General features: G+C 45.4%; 11 protein-coding genes. All 11 read right to left on the reverse strand.

Features of this window, described 5'->3' with window-relative positions:
- Positions 1-114: 114 nt before the first annotated feature.
- Positions 115-1,830, reverse strand: coding sequence for a GMC oxidoreductase (locus NIASO_RS14715; protein ID WP_008587088.1), 1,716 nt, complete (start codon positions 1,828-1,830; stop codon positions 115-117).
- A gap of 50 nt (positions 1,831-1,880) precedes the next feature.
- A complete protein-coding gene (locus NIASO_RS14720; RefSeq protein ID WP_008587090.1) occupies positions 1,881-2,621 on the reverse strand; it encodes a 6-phosphogluconolactonase in 741 nt (246 codons plus the stop codon).
- A 2-nt stretch (positions 2,622-2,623) separates the two neighbouring features.
- The gene (locus tag NIASO_RS14725; RefSeq protein WP_008587092.1) at positions 2,624-3,805 is read right to left on the reverse strand and encodes a Gfo/Idh/MocA family protein; all 1,182 of its coding nucleotides are present in this window, start codon (positions 3,803-3,805) and stop codon (positions 2,624-2,626) included.
- Positions 3,806-4,016: 211 nt separating this feature from the next.
- A complete protein-coding gene (locus NIASO_RS14735) occupies positions 4,017-5,366 on the reverse strand; it encodes a glucoamylase family protein (RefSeq protein WP_008587096.1) in 1,350 nt (449 codons plus the stop codon).
- 224 nt (positions 5,367-5,590) lie between these two features.
- Positions 5,591-7,270 carry a glucoamylase family protein gene (locus tag NIASO_RS14740; protein ID WP_008587098.1) on the reverse strand — a complete coding sequence of 560 codons (1,680 nt, stop codon included), beginning with the start codon at positions 7,268-7,270 and terminating at the stop codon, positions 5,591-5,593.
- Complete coding sequence (locus NIASO_RS14745; protein ID WP_008587100.1) at positions 7,271-8,620, reverse strand: multiheme c-type cytochrome; 1,350 nt, start codon at positions 8,618-8,620, stop codon at positions 7,271-7,273.
- Positions 8,621-8,688: 68 nt separating this feature from the next.
- Positions 8,689-9,450: a LamG domain-containing protein gene (locus tag NIASO_RS14750; protein ID WP_025299012.1), complete on the reverse strand. Its 762-nt coding sequence runs from the start codon at positions 9,448-9,450 to the stop codon at positions 8,689-8,691.
- Positions 9,451-9,543: 93 nt separating this feature from the next.
- Complete coding sequence (locus tag NIASO_RS14755) at positions 9,544-11,115, reverse strand: RagB/SusD family nutrient uptake outer membrane protein (RefSeq protein WP_008587104.1); 1,572 nt, start codon at positions 11,113-11,115, stop codon at positions 9,544-9,546.
- A gap of 109 nt (positions 11,116-11,224) precedes the next feature.
- Positions 11,225-14,644: a TonB-dependent receptor gene (locus NIASO_RS14760; protein WP_008587106.1), complete on the reverse strand. Its 3,420-nt coding sequence runs from the start codon at positions 14,642-14,644 to the stop codon at positions 11,225-11,227.
- Positions 14,645-14,773: 129 nt separating this feature from the next.
- Positions 14,774-15,853 (reverse strand): FecR family protein, encoded by a 1,080-nt coding sequence (locus NIASO_RS14765; RefSeq protein WP_008587108.1) that lies wholly within the window; start codon positions 15,851-15,853, stop codon positions 14,774-14,776.
- A gap of 75 nt (positions 15,854-15,928) precedes the next feature.
- Positions 15,929-16,498 (reverse strand): RNA polymerase sigma factor, encoded by a 570-nt coding sequence (locus tag NIASO_RS14770; RefSeq protein ID WP_008587110.1) that lies wholly within the window; start codon positions 16,496-16,498, stop codon positions 15,929-15,931.
- Positions 16,499-16,638 lie beyond the last annotated feature (140 nt).

Consider the following 16,638-nt stretch of genomic DNA (forward strand, 5'->3'; position numbering starts at 1 on the left):
AAAAAAATAAGAAGCTTACTAGTAGCACAGCCGTTGAAGGTATTGCGACCCAACGAAGCCGAAGAGCTACCCTGCAGCCGGGCAACAAAAAAATAAAAATACGCCTGGTCATTTTTATAAAGTTCCTTTTTTTAGTTCATTTACCACATGATCCACGGCGCGCGCGGTGAGCGCCATATATAAAATAGACGGGCTCTGATTGCCGGTGCTTGTCATGCAGGCCCCGTCGGTTACCAAAACATTTTTACATTGATGCAGTTGGTTCCATTCATTCAGTAAGGAAGTTTTAGGATCACGGCCCATGCGAATGCCCCCCATTTCATGAATATCCAGTCCCGGCGGTTGTTTGCTGTCGTTGGTCTGTATATTGATAGCGCCTGCGGCTTCAAACATTTGTTTTCCCTGTTCTAAAAAATCGGCTACCATTTTATCATCATTATCATCATACCCCACAGAGGTAATCAGCAAGGGCATGCCATAGGCGTCTTTTTCTTTATTGCTTAACCGGACATGATTGCTTTCTTTGGGAATGGTTTCGCCCTGCATATACATATACATGCCCCACCCACCTGGCTCTTCCAGACTTTGTTTATAGGCTGCGCCGATCCCTTCTGATTCTTCGTAATATTTTGTTTTGCGATAGCCGCCACTGAAAATAACATAGCCACCTTTAAAATCGGTTTCGAGCTTTTTTAAATTCCGGTAGTTGGGGATCACGCATTCCGTAATGCGGCGTACTTTATAATATTGATCTTCCATGCCCGGGAATTCAGCATTCATACTGCCCCTGTAATTATGAAAGCAAATGTATTTACCCATCAGGCCATTGTCGTTACCCAAACCATTGGGGAAACGTTTGGAGGTTGAATTAAGCAGGATCAGGTTGCTGTTCAACGCCGATGCATTTACAAAAATGATCTTTGCATAAAACTCCATTGCTTCCTTTGTTTGCGCATCGATAACCCTTACCCCGATGGCTTTTTGCTGTTGCTCATCGTAGATAACAGAATGCACTACGGAGAAGGGCCGGATCGTAAGATTCCCTGTTCTTTTTGCCCAGGGAAGCGTGGAGCTTACGGAGCTGAAATAGCCGCCAAACGGGCATCCGCGCATACAGCGATCCCGGTTCTGGCATTGGGTACGGCCTTGCTGCCGGTAAATATCTTTTTCTTCGGTAATATGCGCCCACCGGCCGGGGATGTAGTAACGCTGGTATTTTTCCCAGATGGTTTTCTTAAAATGTTTTTCAACCGCATTAAATTCCATTGGTGGTAAAAATTCACCGTCCGGCATGGATTCAATATTTTCAACAGAACCGCAAACACCGATAAAATTTTCGGCATGGCTATACCAGGGGGCAATGTCATTATAACGGATGGGCCAGTCCACTGCATAACCATAACGTTGCGGCGCCGAAAAATCCCAATCGCTCCAGCGCTGGCAGCTCCTGCCCCAGGTGAGCGATTTTCCGCCTACCTGGTAGCCCCGTATCCAGTCGAACGGTTTTTCCTGGATATAAGGATGGTCTTTATCCTGGATAAAAAAATGTTTGGTCGCTTCATCGTACCCGGCTGCTTTTGAAATCAGCGGGTTTTGCCTTTTTTGCGCTTCCGTTATTTGTCCGCGGTGGGGTAACTCCCACCGGTTCAGGTTCATGGTAGGATAATCTTTTAAATGCTCCACATTCCGGCCCCGTTCCAGTACTATAGTTTTCAACCCTTTTTCGCAAAGCTCTTTTGCGGCCCAGCCGCCACTGATGCCGCTGCCAATTACAATGGCATCAAAAGTGTTGCTGTTATTATTATTTTTTATACCTGTTGAATCGGACATTATACTTCGATTTAAAAGTGAAATTATTTTATCCCTTAACCCGCAATTATTCAAACGGCAGCAGCACCGGTTATATCCGCAGCCGCCAATGCGTCAATCATTATATAAGCATTGGGGTGCTGCTGCAATATTGTTGCTGGAAAGTTTTCAGATAGTACTCCCTCAATTGCTTGTTTTATAACCGGAGCTTTGTGACTTCCATTGGCAACCAGCACTACCTTTTTTGCTTCCATCAGATCAGTGAGGCCCAACGTGATCCCTTTATTTAATGAAACAGGACCGGTAAAATATTTTTGCCCCACGGCTGTTGTTGTTGCATCCAGGCTGATCACATGGGCATGCAGTTCAACGTTTACACCCGGTTCATTGAACCCGATATGGCCGTTCATTCCGATCCCCACCACCATCAGGTCGATGCCGCCCCGGCTGGTGATCTCGTTTTCCATTTTCGCGCATTCTTCCTCGAGGTCTTCCGCCAGTGCATCAAAGAAATGATACTGGCCAGGCTGTAAGCCCAGCGGGGCAATAAGGCGCTGCTGAAAATCATTCCGGCAACTACCGCTGACTTCAGGGGCGAGGCCTACCCATTCGTCTAATCCCACTAAAAAAATACGGCTGCTATCTATTTGTTTTTTCTTTACCTGGTAACAGAATGCGGCGCAGGCTTTTTTGGGAGAATCGCCGGAGGCCATACAAATAACCGCATCCGGCTTTTGTATGATAGTAGCGATCATCATTGCCGCAATAGCTTCTGCCGCCGCGTGGTCGTCTTTAAATATTTTTACTTCCATTTTTATCTTTTTTCTATGGACCCGGTCTGCTTATGTTTCACAATTATCTTCCGTTCACCGGAAGGGAGCAGCTCTTCCTTTATAAGGTAGTAATTTTCATCGTAACTTGGAAAATCGCGTTGTTGTGAAGTGTTGTTCGCTCCCCTCCAATCTTCGATTCTTACCGGCTCCCATTGTTTTGATCTTGCGGAAGCGTAAGCTGCATCCAGGATGGCGTTAACAATATACCCGTCATAAAATGTTTCTGAGGGTTGTTTTCCTTTCTCAATGGCTTCAAACATATCGGTAAACATATGGCTATAGCCCAGTTCATGTACTTCATCGCCTACGGGGAACAACCAGCCGGTATTACTTTCTGCTTTTTCGGCCACATAATCATTTCCTTTGCCGGTAGTGAACAGCTCAAAGCCCGTGCGTAAAAAGTTGTTCAGCCAAATGGTACCCTCGGTGCCCATTACTTCATCGCGCAGATCCATGCCGCCGCGGAAACTCCAGCTTACCTCAAACTGGCCGATAGCGCCGTTGGCATATTTAACCAGCCCGATGGCATTATCTTCCGCATCAATAGGGTGTACCCGGGTGTCAGCCCAGCACATAACCTCTATGGGCAGCATATCCTTACCAATAAAGTTGCGGCTGATCTCCACGCAATGGCAGCCCAGGTCGATCATACAGCCGCCGCCGGCTTTTTCTTTGCTCCAGAACCAGTCGCTATGCGGACCGGGATGGGTTTCCCGGCTTTTTGCCCAGATCACTTCGCCAATAGCCCCATTCTTTACGCTGCTCAGCGATTTAAGAAACTTGGGCGTATAGCAGAGGTCTTCCAGGTAGCCGCCAACGATGCCGGCTTTTTCGACCGCCTGTAGCATTTGCAGCGCCTCGGCAGCATTGCGCCCCAGCGGTTTGGTACATAACACATGTTTGCCGGCTTTGGCACAGGCCAGCACGGCCTGCAGGTGCAGGTGGTTCGGCAGTGCAACTACTACTGCATCCACGTCCTTATGCGCCACGGCTTCTTCCAGGTTAGTGCTGTAATGGGGCACATCATATTGCTGAGCAAAGGCTTTTACTTTTTCGGGATCACGGGCGTAGATCATGGTAACAACATCTTTTCTTCTTTGTGCCACTAATGATTCCGCATAAAAACGGGCAATGAATCCTGATCCGAGAATGGCTAACTGCATTGTTTATTTTTTAAGATGATTAATAGTAAGGTCAATTTGGCCGGTAAGGCGGTGAGACGGTAAACTTTTATGCGATTGTAAACAAAATCTTTCCGTTTTTCCGCATTCCCGGACAGTGTCGCAGATCCCGATATAGGACACAGAACTATTCCTGCCGGGTCTGCAATAGTCTGCGGGAGCTGTAATCATAAAATATAATTTTGAATATGCTTTATTGTTTTGAAACAAACCCTAATTTTTTTAATCCCTGTTGTACTTCGGGGCAACTCATAAATAATTTCCATAACAGGCCCGACCGGTAATTTTCAATCATTACCACTTCCGGCCCCTGGTCGATGGCCAGGTACTTTTGCGGATACCAGTAGTCCGTTTCACTAAAGGCATCGTAAAAGCCATACCTGCCCCAAAGTTTAGGATTCATTTTTTCATACCAGTATCTTATGGCGGCCATGGATTGCTGAGGGGTATAAGGCAATGATGAGATGGCTGCTGTAGGTGCGATCACTCCCAGATCATTATCTTTATCCGGTGCATGTGCCGCATATCCTTTTACGGAATAGCTTGCCGTAAGGCCCCAGCTATTGGCGCCATACCCTTTGAACTGCTTCGGGTTGGTAACGCACCATTGATAATTAATTGTTGCCTGGGTTACATTTTCTTTCCAGTAATCGGCGTATTGATCTTTCAATCCCTTCGGGTTTAGCCCCAAATAGGAATAATGCGCCCAGAACAAAGGACCGCCATGCGGCGGGTTACCCTGCATATGCAAATGCAAGGTATCATTCTGGTAATAACTGATCTTATTGATCGCCCCGTTTTCTGCCCAGCCTTCGTGATAAACAATAGCCGGAATGGAATGGGTGGGAGAAGATGCGGCCAGCACATACATGACCAGGCATTCATTATAGCCGTGCACTGCAAAGTTTTTTTTCCACCCATAGTTGGGGCTCCAGTGCCAATAGAGCACATTCTGCCCGTCTTTGCGGTACCAGTTAAAATCCACCTGTTTCCATAATTGATCAATGCGTGTAGCCAGCTTCTTTTCTGCAATATTTCCGTGTTGGAAATATTGTCGCACGCACAACAGGCCCTGTATCAGGAAACTGGTTTCTACGAGGTCGCCCCCATCATCTTCTTTTCCAAAAGGTTTTACGCGGCCGGTTTGCCCGTTGAGCCAATGCGGCCAGGCGCCATAAAAACGGTCGGCTTTTTCCAAAAAAGAAACGATCTTCGTAAGCCGCTGCAGGCCCTGGGCCCGTGTAATAAATTTGCGCTCTATACCGGCAAGGATAGCCATAATGCCAAAGCCGCTGCCGCCGGTGGTTACAATATGCTTGTCGTTTTCCGGATAAATATTATTTATGTTTATCCGCTCGCAGGCCATCCCACTGTTCGGCTCGGCGCCCGTCCAAAAGTATTGGAAGGTTTGCTTTTGAACGCGGTTCAGCAGGGCGGCATCCGAAAGGGGTGCGACACGCGGGCGCTCCTTTGTGATGCTTTCTTGTGCGGAGCCAGCCATAGACACCAGTAGCATTATAGCCAGGAAAAGGTTTTTCAGCATAAATAAATTTACTTTTTTTGTACAAATTTTTGTACAATGTTAATCGTTAATATTTCTGAGTTTACGAAAAAGCTATGATCTTGCAGATCGCTGCACCCCAACTGCCACCGGATTTATCTACGCCTCGACGCAAGCGGGGATCTGCTTCAGATAGCTATCGGGATGCGGGCAAAAAAATATTCTTCAATGCCGGCTTCACTACAGGAATAGATTTTTCAAAGAGCTTAAAACCCCGTAAAACCAAGCTTCGTAAGGCCTGCCCGCACTTCCGGGTCGCTCATAAATAATTTCCACAGCAAGCCCGACCGGTAGTTTTCAATCATCACGATTATCGGTCCCTGGTCAATAGCCAGGTAACTATCCGAAAACCAGGCGGCATTATTCTTTAACACATCCAATGAAAAGGCATCGGTAAAACCGAAGTTCTTAAATAACTGGTTGCCCAATACATAATAGAAAAATTTTAAGGCACCCATAGACTCATCCGGGGTATAGGGCAAAGAAGCAATGGCAGCAGTAGGCGCAATAAACCCCAGGTCATTATTGGGCGAGCTTGCTGTATAACCTCCCTTTATATCGCTTGCCGTAAGCCCCCATACAGAATCACTATACCCAAAATAGTTTTTTGGATTGGTTTTGCAATAAGAATAATTGATAAGCGTATGATTTTTTGTTTGTTGCTGATAATTGGCATAGGCATCACTCAACCCATTAGGGTTTATTCCCAAAAAAGAATAGTGTTCAAAGAACAGGGGGCCGCCATAATCTTCGCCCAATGGCAATACGATATTATAAAATGTTTTGCCGTTTTTTATTGCCCCGCCCCGTGCCCATCCGTCGTCATAAGCTGTTTTGGGAATGCTGTAATTTTTTGATGCGGCTGCCAGCACATAACTGATCAGGCATTCGTTCCATCCCTGAATGGCAACATTCATCTGCCAGCCTTTATCGGGGCTCCAGTGCCAGTATAAAACATTTTGACCGTTTTGCCGGAACCAGTTCCATTCTACGCGATCGATGATAGTATTGATATCGGCGCGCAAATTGGTTTCGGCTGATGCAGCTCCATTAAAGTACTGACGGGCGCATACCAGGCCTTCGATAAGATAGGCGGTTTCAACAATATCTGCACCATTGTCGTTGGCACTGAAAGGAATCACGCTGCCCGTGCTTCCGTTTAACCAATGCGGGTAGGCCCCATGAAAAGTCTGTGCTGTATTTTTTAAAAAGCCAATCATTTTTTGCAGTCGCACCAGCACATCGCTCCTGGAAATAAAGCCTCTGCTGGCTCCTGCCAGCAAGGCCATCACGCCAAAACCAGAACCGCCGCTTGTGACCAGGTCCGGGTCATGTTTTGATCCTTCCCGGATCAGGCCCGAAACGGGGTGGGCAAAGTCCCAGAAGTACCGGAGGGTCCTTTGTTGTACGGTATCCAGCAAGGCGTTGTCGGAAAGAACCGGGAATTTCCGGGAAGAATCCAATTGCGTTACAAAGCTGCTGCTGATCGCATTTTGCAGACCCTTGCCGGAAGCGGATTGCAGTGTGGTACTGATCGTAAAAGTGTATTTTGAGAGGTTCGCCAATTTACTTTGTGTGGTGACCGTTATCACCGAATCTCCTTTTGATGCTATTGAATTAATCGCTACAGGAGAACCGTTATTGTCAGTTAGTATTACAGCAGCAAGCGATGAGGGATTGATGGGTTGTGAAAAAGAGAGCCTGATGGTTGGGCGGGTAGTGGTGTTTAACATTGTTGTACCGAACGCCGCCCCATTAAGCAGCATGCTGTTCAGGACAGGGCTCTTTTTGGTATCAGGGGCCGGCGTTAATACATCGCTTTTACTGCCGCAGGAGCATATATGCAGTATTGCAATAAAAATTATTGTATGTAAAAGCCTGTTCACTTATCTGAAGTTTATATTATTCCCTTTAATATACTTTATCAATTTTGCCGTTTCCTGCGGGTATACTTTTATCAAATGCGTACGCATGGCCGCGGGTATTCTTTTCCGGGTACCTTGTTCTGTAAATACAATGGCTTTAGAGGGTTGTACCGGCATGTGGCAGTTAATGCAATTGGCCTTTAGCGGATTTGCTTTAACTTCCTTCAGGGTACAGAAATTATTGCCCGCTTCGGTATGGCAACGCATGCATTTTTGAGAAAAGACCTGGAATTGGTTTTCTTCATTTGCATGCGGATCATGACAACTATTGCAGGTCATGTCACTTTTACTAAAACATTTGCTTAAACTAAGCAGGCCAAACTGGTTGCCATGAACATCCAGATTTTCAGCGCCGGCGCTCACAATATTGGGCAAATAATAATCAGACAATTTATCGCCCGGCTTAAAGCTAAAGGCCGGCTGCAGCTTATTCATACTTCCGGAGTGGCAAACGGCGCATAGATCCAGCTCCTGCTGGCGGGAAAATTTTTTTGGATTGATGATGTGAACAGTGTCCTGCGTATGGGGATGCTGTGTTTCGAAATTGATATGCTCCATTCCGGGACCGTGGCATTTTTCACATCCTACTCCATACAGGACGCCGGATTTGTCGAAATCTTCAAACACACCGTTGACAGCGATAACTTTTGCGTTGGTAGTATGACACTCTAAGCAACGGGAGGTAATAACCCTGTTTAATACAATTTTATCGGGATATCCCGGGCTGTTATTCCATTTTTTGATATAAGAGAAATAGGATAGGGGGAGCTGTACCAGCCTGTTTCCCACCCATGAAGCATAGGATTGCGCATTTTTACCCGCCCCGAATATTATATCAAATGATTGCTGCTTTTTATTAACACCGTTTATATATACCTGCTGGTACATACGACCGTTACTGTCTATACATTTTATTGTTTCCGAAACATTAAAGCGGTAAAAATTATTCCCTGGTTTAAAACTGCCAGGCACCTTGTCCCGGGTGGCTATTTGTGTTGCTCGAAAATGAGTGGTTTGTATATATTTTTGATAAATATCCGGGTGACAGCTTTGGCAGGCCGCAGAACTTGCATACCGGCTCTGAAAGAGTACCCCGGCGGTATCAGCATCATTTACACCGGTAGCAGTATGATCCGCTCCATTCGTACAACTGATCCACACCGCAACTGTACTAATTAAGCCGGTAATTACCCAGGCGCTTGTATGTAAACGAAACCATTTAATGTTTAGTTCTTTAATGCCTTCCGGCGATTTTTTATAGATGGCAATATCTGGCCGGGAAGACGGTAAATCAACGGATATTGAAAACAAGATCTTCCCGTATTTCCGTATTCCCGGTTTTTGATACAGCTTCGTTTAAGCGATAACTATTGCCTTCCTTATTGTTTCCCGTTATAAAGGGCCTGTATATCCGCATCGCTCAGTGCTGTTGTATAAACCCTGAACTGGTCTAAAGAGCCCTCCATAAAGGTCATCCATGTATTTTGACTGTTCGTATACGGGCTGGGACCTCCTATTGAAAATCCGTCAAAATTTCCCCAGGTTACATTACCCACTGTACCCACTGTATTGGTTTTAAACAACTGGCCATCGATATAACATTTTAAGGTAGACGATGAGCCGGTATAAGTAAAGGCGAGGTGATGCCAGGACCCGTTTAATACATTGGGCATCCTGTTTGCATTGGTATACTCTACCCAATTGTCCATAAGGTAAAATTTAGCAGCGGCTAACGCGGTGGTACTTGGGTTGCCTGCATCTTCAAATTCCAGGAATAATTTTGTGTTGGTCCAGCTATAGCCTTTCGCATTCAGTGAAAAAACAAAATCGGTTCCTTTGCCGGCAGCCTGCGGTGTTTTTTTTATCCAAAAAGCGATGGTAAATGCTGTTAATGGGGAAGTAGAGGTGAACTCGTTCACGCCAGCATAAGAGGCATAAGAGGTATCGCTGCCCACATAGCATTTTCCTGATACACCCTCCCCGATGCCGCCTGAATTCACCGAAGGGAAATTAGCCCGCGTGCTGTCTACTGCATTCATTAAGGGATTTGTTGTAGTACCGTCAAAGGCAACATAAAACTTTAAAGGGCCTCCGGCGGGGTTCGCATCTTTTGGATAATCACCCAATAGGGGGCGACTCATTTTTTGGCATCCAACTAATACTGCTGTCAGGAGCAATATGCTTGCTATATTTAAAAATAATGCTTTCATGTTTTATTAATTTTTTGGTTGATACTATGGCCATTCCGGGTTTTGCTTCAACACGGGTACACCATTCACTTTTGAAAGATCGATCGCTTTTTGCGGTATGGGGTAATACCGGCACCGGTTCGTATAACCAAGGCTTCCTAATTCAGTCTGGGCATCGCCCCATCTTACCAGGTCAAAGAAGCGGTATCCTTCCATGGCAAACTCGAATCTTCTTTCATTTTTTATGGCCGTGCGCATTTGGGCCTGGTTGGCGAAAGCAATTTTAGGTACGATCGTTCTGGCCGGGCCAAGGTTGCCGCTTGCACGGTTTCTGATCAGTTCCAGGTTGGTTGCTGCGGTGGCTCCATCTCCCATTTCATTACTCGCTTCGGCCAGCATTAAGATCACATCAGCATAGCGCAATTGGCGGTGACTGATCCAGGAGGCATTACCTCCTCCAATGGTTCCTGTAAGGGCCCGCATCTGTGGATCAGAATACACTTTTTTGTTCCAATAGGGCTGGTCCAAACCGGGTCCCGGATTATAGGCAGGCAAGGTAGCGCCATAGCCGCCTTGTGTGGGACCGCCGTCAGACTGGCCCGAGTATAAGATGGTCATGCGTTTTCTTGGATCACTATCATCCCAGGCATCCACCAGTTTTTGTGTAGGCGTGTTCCAGCCCCAGCCCAAATTCCATTCTTTGGCGGCGCCGCCCTGGCGTACATTCTGGCTGGTGCCCCAATTGGATCCCTGATTGGGAACGAGGTTTTTGCCTTGCAGGTTTTGGTGCTCCAAAATTGATTCAGCACTATTTTTTCCGGCGCCGTCCAACCCATCTTTCCATATATCATAAAAGTTAGGCAATAAGCTGTATTGATTGGATGCAACAACTTCATTACAAAGACTCACCACCTTTGCCCAGTTGGCTCTGAATAAATAAGTTTGTGCCCAAAGCGTGTTAACGGCGCCTTTAGTAAGCCTGCCCGGATAAGGATTACTGGTACCCACTTCCCAGGTTTGCGGAAGATAGTCCAGCGCCTTGGCTAAATCCGCATCAATTTGCGCATAAATATCCGCCACCGGTGATTTGGGTTTGATGCCATCAATGGCGTTGGTAAAATAAAAATTGATCAATGGCACCTCCCCATAAGTACGCACCAGGTCAAAAAAGGAAAACGCCCTGAAAAATAACGCTTCTCCAACATTGCGCAGGGAGCTTTTGTCGGTCATTTTTAATGAGTCGGCAAAATAGATCTCTTTATTTGCCTGGTTAATTAACGTGTAATGATCATTCCAGAAAGTATTGGGCGCCCAGTCGTCTTTTGAATACTGAAAGGTTTCAAACTCCGCATTTACTTCCGCCCCATCCGTAGCACTGCTTCCCTTTTGGGCATCATCATCACGGATGCTCATAAAGTCCAGCCAGGGCAACTCGTTCAGCCCTGCATAAGTATTAAAGGTGTTATATAAGCCCATGCTTTGTGCTTCCAATACACCCTGGTGCAGGTCGTCCAGGGTTTGCGTAAGCGGTTTCCGGTCGAGGAATTTTTTACATCCTGTAAAAAAAGCCAGCCCGGCAAAAGCGCTTAACAAGAGTATTATAGTATTTCGTTTCATCTGTTTGTTTTTTATTGTTTTTAATGGACAGATGGAATAGCCTAAATAATCATTGTTTTGAGTATAAAGGATTTTTATGGCTATTTCATAAAATCAGTATTAAATAGAATTAAAAGCTAACATTTAAACCAAAAGTGGTAACTCTTGGTATGGCGCCCCCGGCAAAATCGAACCCGAAAGCAGTAGCATCGCCACCAAACTCCGGTGTATAGCCGTTATTGCGCTTCCATGTTTTCAGGTTTTGCACGTTTGCAAAAATCTTCAGCCCTTTAATCCAGGAGCTATGCAGCAGTCTTTGACTAAAGGCATAGGCCAGGTTCACGTTTCTTAATCTGAAATAGCTGCCATCCTCAATATTATAGGTAGAGCCGTTATAGTTGAACCGGTCTCCCTGGCTCAAAATAGGCGCCCAATTGGATGTACCAGGGCCATGCCACCTGTCTAACTGAAGGGCGGCATAATTCACTCTTTGGAAGGGAGACTCTAAGGAAGCCCAGGTTCTGAACACATCATTACCATATACGCCACCCATGTCAACCGACAGGGAAACCTGTTTGTAGTTTAAATTTACAGAGGTGCCATATGTAAACTTGGGCGTAGGGTTACCAATAATCGTACGGTCGTCCGCAGTAATGACCCCATCGCCATTTACGTCCTTAAACTTAAAATCGCCCGGCCGGTAGGCTCCAATACTTGAGGCTACCGGTGATGATAAGATATCAGCATAGCTCTGGTAGATACCGTCTACCACATAACCATAAAAGGAGCCAATGGGTTGCCCAACGATGGTACGGGCTTCGGCTGCACCATTATTCATAAATGTTCTGGGTAAGAATCCTCCGGGAATATCAGGGGCCAGGCTCAGCACTTTGTTTTTAAGAAAAGTGATATTGCCCGCAACGTTCAATGAAAAGTCTTTTGACAACTGCTGATTCCAACTGGCACTAAACTCTTCCCCCCAGTTTTTAATGCTGCCGCCGTTTTCCAACAGGTCGTTTATTCCCTGGACCGACCTGTTGATATAGGTCATCAGGTTTTTAGTTACTTTGTCAAAATAATTAAATTCAAAATGCAGCCGGTTATCAAAAGCAGTTAACTCAACGCCCACTTCTTTTGCATGCACGGTTTCCCATTTTAAATCAGGATTGGGCTGGTAGGCATTTTGGGCGGCATTGCTGATATTGGTTCCAAATGGGGCGCCTTTATTGGTAAGAAGATTAGGATACATGGGATAAGGAATAGGGCTTCCGTCCAACCTTGTAGCCGTTTGGTTTCCTAATACGCCGATGGATCCTTTTAGCTTCAGGAAGTTAATGGCGGTTATATCCTGCATAAACGCTTCTTTGGTAAGCTCCCACCCGGCGCCTACGGCCCAATAGAGCTGGTTCCTGTTTTTAGCGGGCAGTTGAGAGGAAGCGTCGTTACGCAGCGAAGCGTTTAAATAATACTTGTTCTTGTAATTGTATAACACCCGCGCTAACCCGGAAACGGTGGTATATTCATATTGGTTGGTGCTGCCGGGATCAACGGTTGTAATGGAGGGATCGTTAAACCCGGAGTTCAGGTACCAGAACCGGGGATCGTTGGGAATGGGCCGGGCAGAGGAACCGGAGGTAAATTGTTTGGCTATTGCGCCGGTAAGAAATGATCCGTAATAATAGGTAGTAAACCCTGCGGTGGCGGTCAGGTTATGATCTCCAAACCGGTTCTTATAGGTTAACACATAGTCCTGCTGAAATTTTTTCCAGTTATTCTGGTTCTGCGTAACAGATGTTAACGTACTGTAGAGATAGGGGTTATCCGTAATGGGGTCGTACGCATAATACAGGGGCTGATACACGCGTTTATCCTGGTTACTGAAATCTGCATACCAGGTGGGCCTGAAATTAAAATGTTTTAAGAAATTGATGTCGACGTATACATTGCCTACATACCGGTAGATGTAGTCTCGCTGGGTGTTCCAGGTGTTCTCTACTTCCAGAACGGGGTTTACCACACCAGAGTTTTGTAGGGTGGTAGCTAATCCGGAATAAATATTCATCATTACGCTGTCGCCAGTGTAGGGGTCTGCCACCTTAAACTGTTTGGTACCGGCATATACATTGGGCATCACCTTCCTTGCGTTATCCAGAACACTGGTTGCATCATATGGATTTCTTTGCCGGGAGGCGTTAAAATTTACGCCCAGTTTGATTGCCTTGTTCAGCTTTACTTCATCATTAAACGACAATTGAAGTTTCTTAAGGTTCTCATGAATAACAATACCATCTTCATTGGTATAGCCTAGTCCAAAAAAGAAATTATTTTTTTCTGAGCTGCTCGAAATGCTTAAATTATTTGAATTAAAAACCCCGGTCCGGGTAACGGCATTCACCCAGTCTGTATTGGAGTTTAATTGCGCATAGGGGGGAGTAGCAACATTATTGTTTGCGTTTTCTTCTGCAAAAAGCGTATTAAAGCCATTGGCGTCCACCATCTTAATTTTGTCCACCAGTTTCTTAAAACCATAGTTGGTGCTGAAGTTAATAGTGGTTTGCCCTTTTTTGGCTTTCTTGGTGGTGATGGCAATAACGCCGGTAGCGCCTTTAACGCCAAAAATGGCAAGAGAGGAAGGGTCTTTTAATACTTCGATCGATTCAATGTCATTTGGATTTATGAAATCGATATTGTCATTAAAAATACCATCCACAATATAAAGGGGGTGCACCTGCCCGATACTCACTGTTCCTCTTATCCTGATGTCGGGAGCAGCCCCGGGCGTTCCACTGTTTACCACGCTTAACCCGGCCACTTTTCCCTGTAAGGATGCTACAGGGTTGGTGTTGGGCTTGTCCGCTACCTCTTTACCATCAATTTTTACTATTGACCCGGTAAGGTCTCTTTTATTTGCGGTACCATACCCGATCACTACTACCTGGTCCATGATCTTTTGGGAGGCCATCATCTTAACAGCAATGCTGGCGTTGCCATTGAGCGGATATTCCTGGTCTTCATATCCCACCGCCGAAAATACCAATATGCTGTTGGCGCTGGGCACCGCAAGGGCAAAAGCTCCCTCTGTATTGGTTACTGTGCCCACATTAGTTCCTTTTACCTGTACAGATACACCTGCTAAAGGCGCGCCTGAACTATCGGTAACGGTACCGGCAACTCTTACATCTGCTTTTGCCAGCGGGTCTGCTTTTATGACAATGAGCCCGTTTTCCATTTTCTGAAAAGTAAGGTCGGTGCGAAAAAGCAATACCGGAAGAATTTCATCAATAGTGGCTTCTTTTGCATGAATGGTCACTTTGGTGTTCAATTGCTCCAGGCTGCTGTTGTACAGGAACCGGTAAGCTGTTTTTTGTTCGATCGATTTAAAAACATCCGCAATGTCCGTTCTCGTAGCATGTAAGTTAATACGCTGCTGCCCAAACCCGCGCGCGTGGATATTTAACGTAAAAAAAAGCATGAACAGCACCGTCAGTTTCATAGCGAGAAAAACTTTTTTTGTTTCGGGAAAGGTTGTTCCTCTTTTTAAGCATTTCATGTGATAAATGTTATTTTTTAATAGATATCACATGGAGTGGTCCTCGGTAAAAAACACTCCATGTAAAGTTACTTGATACATTCTGGTTTGTCTTCATCGTTTATTTTTTCAGTTATACAGATATAATAGTTAGTGCAGGGAGCTAATAACTATTACATTATTCTCTATTATATAATTAAACGGATTTGCAATTTTTAAGGCTGCCAGCGCCTGCTGAACCGTCTCTTTTTCAAAAGACCCGTTAAAGTTTAATTGCTTCACCCGGTCATCCGCAAAACGGATCTCCACATTATACCATTGTTCCATTTTATTTGCCAGGGTTGCAAAGTCGTCACCACGAAACTCCAGCCGGTTATACATCCATGCAGTTTCCACACGTTCCTGCTCCTTCTTTGTACTGTCAATAGTTTCGATCTTTATAGCGTCCTGCTGTTGTTCATTGGCGGTAGCGTTGTCTTCAACAACTTCCTTGCTGGGGATGACAATTTTTTGATTAGGGTATAACAGTACCGGTTGAAAATTTTTGTTACCCTCATGGCGGGTAATACTTACCAATCCCCGGTAAAGCACGGTAGTGATATTTGCTTCACTGCTGTATGCCTTTACGTTAAAAGCAGTGCCCAGCACTTTTACATCAATCGTTCCGGCATGTACAATAAATGGATGCTTCCTGTCTTTTACCACGTCAAAAAATGCTTCTCCTTCCAGCCGTACTTCCCGGGTGGCGCCTTTAAAATCGGTCACATAATACAGGTTGGATCCACCATTCAGCCACACCTGGCTACCATCAGGCAATAGCATTTGTTTGCGCGCCCCTTTACCGGTTGCCAAAGCCAAGGCAACCGGATCCTTTTTTATGGCAACGGTAGCGGGCTTATATAAAAGGAAAGCAGCGGCCCCAATTACAGCAATCACAATACCGGCGGCAGCATAATACGCCCTGCGGCGGCGCTTTAGCTGTATAACCGGTGCGCTTTCCAGGCCCCTGGCTTTTTCAACAAGTTCGGTTGCCTTTCGGGCATAATCCGGCTCCTCCATTTTTTCTTCCGGTAGCTGCTTCTTGCCCAAAAGCGGGTATAGTAATTCAAATTGCTGTTTTAAGTCGGGGTATTGAATGAAGTATTTCCGCAGTTCCTGTTGTTCTGCAGGCGAAGCCTCGCCATAGATGCTGCGCGCCATCAATTTCCATATGTATGCATCATCTCTCATATATGACAAGGCCGTACCCGTTATTTACAGGACAGGAAGAATGGTGTTGATCTACTATATAAATCCGGCTTTTTTTTAAATTTTTTTTGCTGATTGCTGTTGCGGGATGTTTTTGGGGATACCAAGGGCCTCGCTGATGCGTTTAACAGCGGTGGCCATTTGTACATCAATGGTGTTTACCGATATATTCAGGATGGCAGCTACTTCTTTGTATTTAAGCCCGTCTTCCCGGATCAATTTAAAAATCATTTTGCAGCGGGGTGGTAATTGGTCAATAGCATGGTTTACCCTGTTTAGCATTTCATTGGTTACAGTAAAGGTATAAGGGTCATTGTTGATGACCGCCACATCAGGCTCCAGGTTATCCAAACCGGAAACCATCCATTCCCGGGCCTGGGCCGAAAGCCTGTTGAGGGATTGATTTTTTACCGCAACATACAGGTATACGGAAAGATTTTCCACGTTACGCAGCAGCGATTGGCTGGTCCACACCTTCATAAAAACGTCTTCCACCACTTCATTTGCGATGTCGGAAACCCTAACCAATGAGAGAGAGAAACTGTAAAGACGCCGGTAGAATAATTCATATAGCCGGGTAAAAGCGGCTTCGTCTCCTTGTAAAATTCTTGTTTTCAGTACAGGCAATTCATTTTTAATATGGTCAGAATCGTTAATAATATTAAAAAATTATAGTTCAAAGATAGCAAAATGACTAACATGTATTAGAAACATAGTGCTGTTTTTCGGAGTTTAAAATCATCCAATAAAACGGCCGCCTGTTGAAT

The sequence above is a fragment of the Niabella soli DSM 19437 genome, assembly GCF_000243115.2.
Taxonomy (GTDB): Bacteria; Bacteroidota; Bacteroidia; order Chitinophagales; family Chitinophagaceae; genus Niabella; species Niabella soli.

Coding starts and splice junctions, on each gene's coding strand:
- NIASO_RS14715 (WP_008587088.1), bottom strand. CDS start 1,830: ATGTCCGATTCAACAGGTATAAAAAATAATAATAACAGCAACACTTTT.
- NIASO_RS14720 (WP_008587090.1), bottom strand. CDS start 2,621: ATGGAAGTAAAAATATTTAAAGACGACCACGCGGCGGCAGAAGCTATT.
- NIASO_RS14725 (WP_008587092.1), bottom strand. CDS start 3,805: ATGCAGTTAGCCATTCTCGGATCAGGATTCATTGCCCGTTTTTATGCG.
- NIASO_RS14735 (WP_008587096.1), bottom strand. CDS start 5,366: ATGCTGAAAAACCTTTTCCTGGCTATAATGCTACTGGTGTCTATGGCT.
- NIASO_RS14750 (WP_025299012.1), bottom strand. CDS start 9,450: ATGAGTCGCCCCCTATTGGGTGATTATCCAAAAGATGCGAACCCCGCC.
- NIASO_RS14755 (WP_008587104.1), bottom strand. CDS start 11,115: ATGAAACGAAATACTATAATACTCTTGTTAAGCGCTTTTGCCGGGCTG.
- NIASO_RS14760 (WP_008587106.1), bottom strand. CDS start 14,644: ATGAAATGCTTAAAAAGAGGAACAACCTTTCCCGAAACAAAAAAAGTT.
- NIASO_RS14765 (WP_008587108.1), bottom strand. CDS start 15,853: ATGAGAGATGATGCATACATATGGAAATTGATGGCGCGCAGCATCTAT.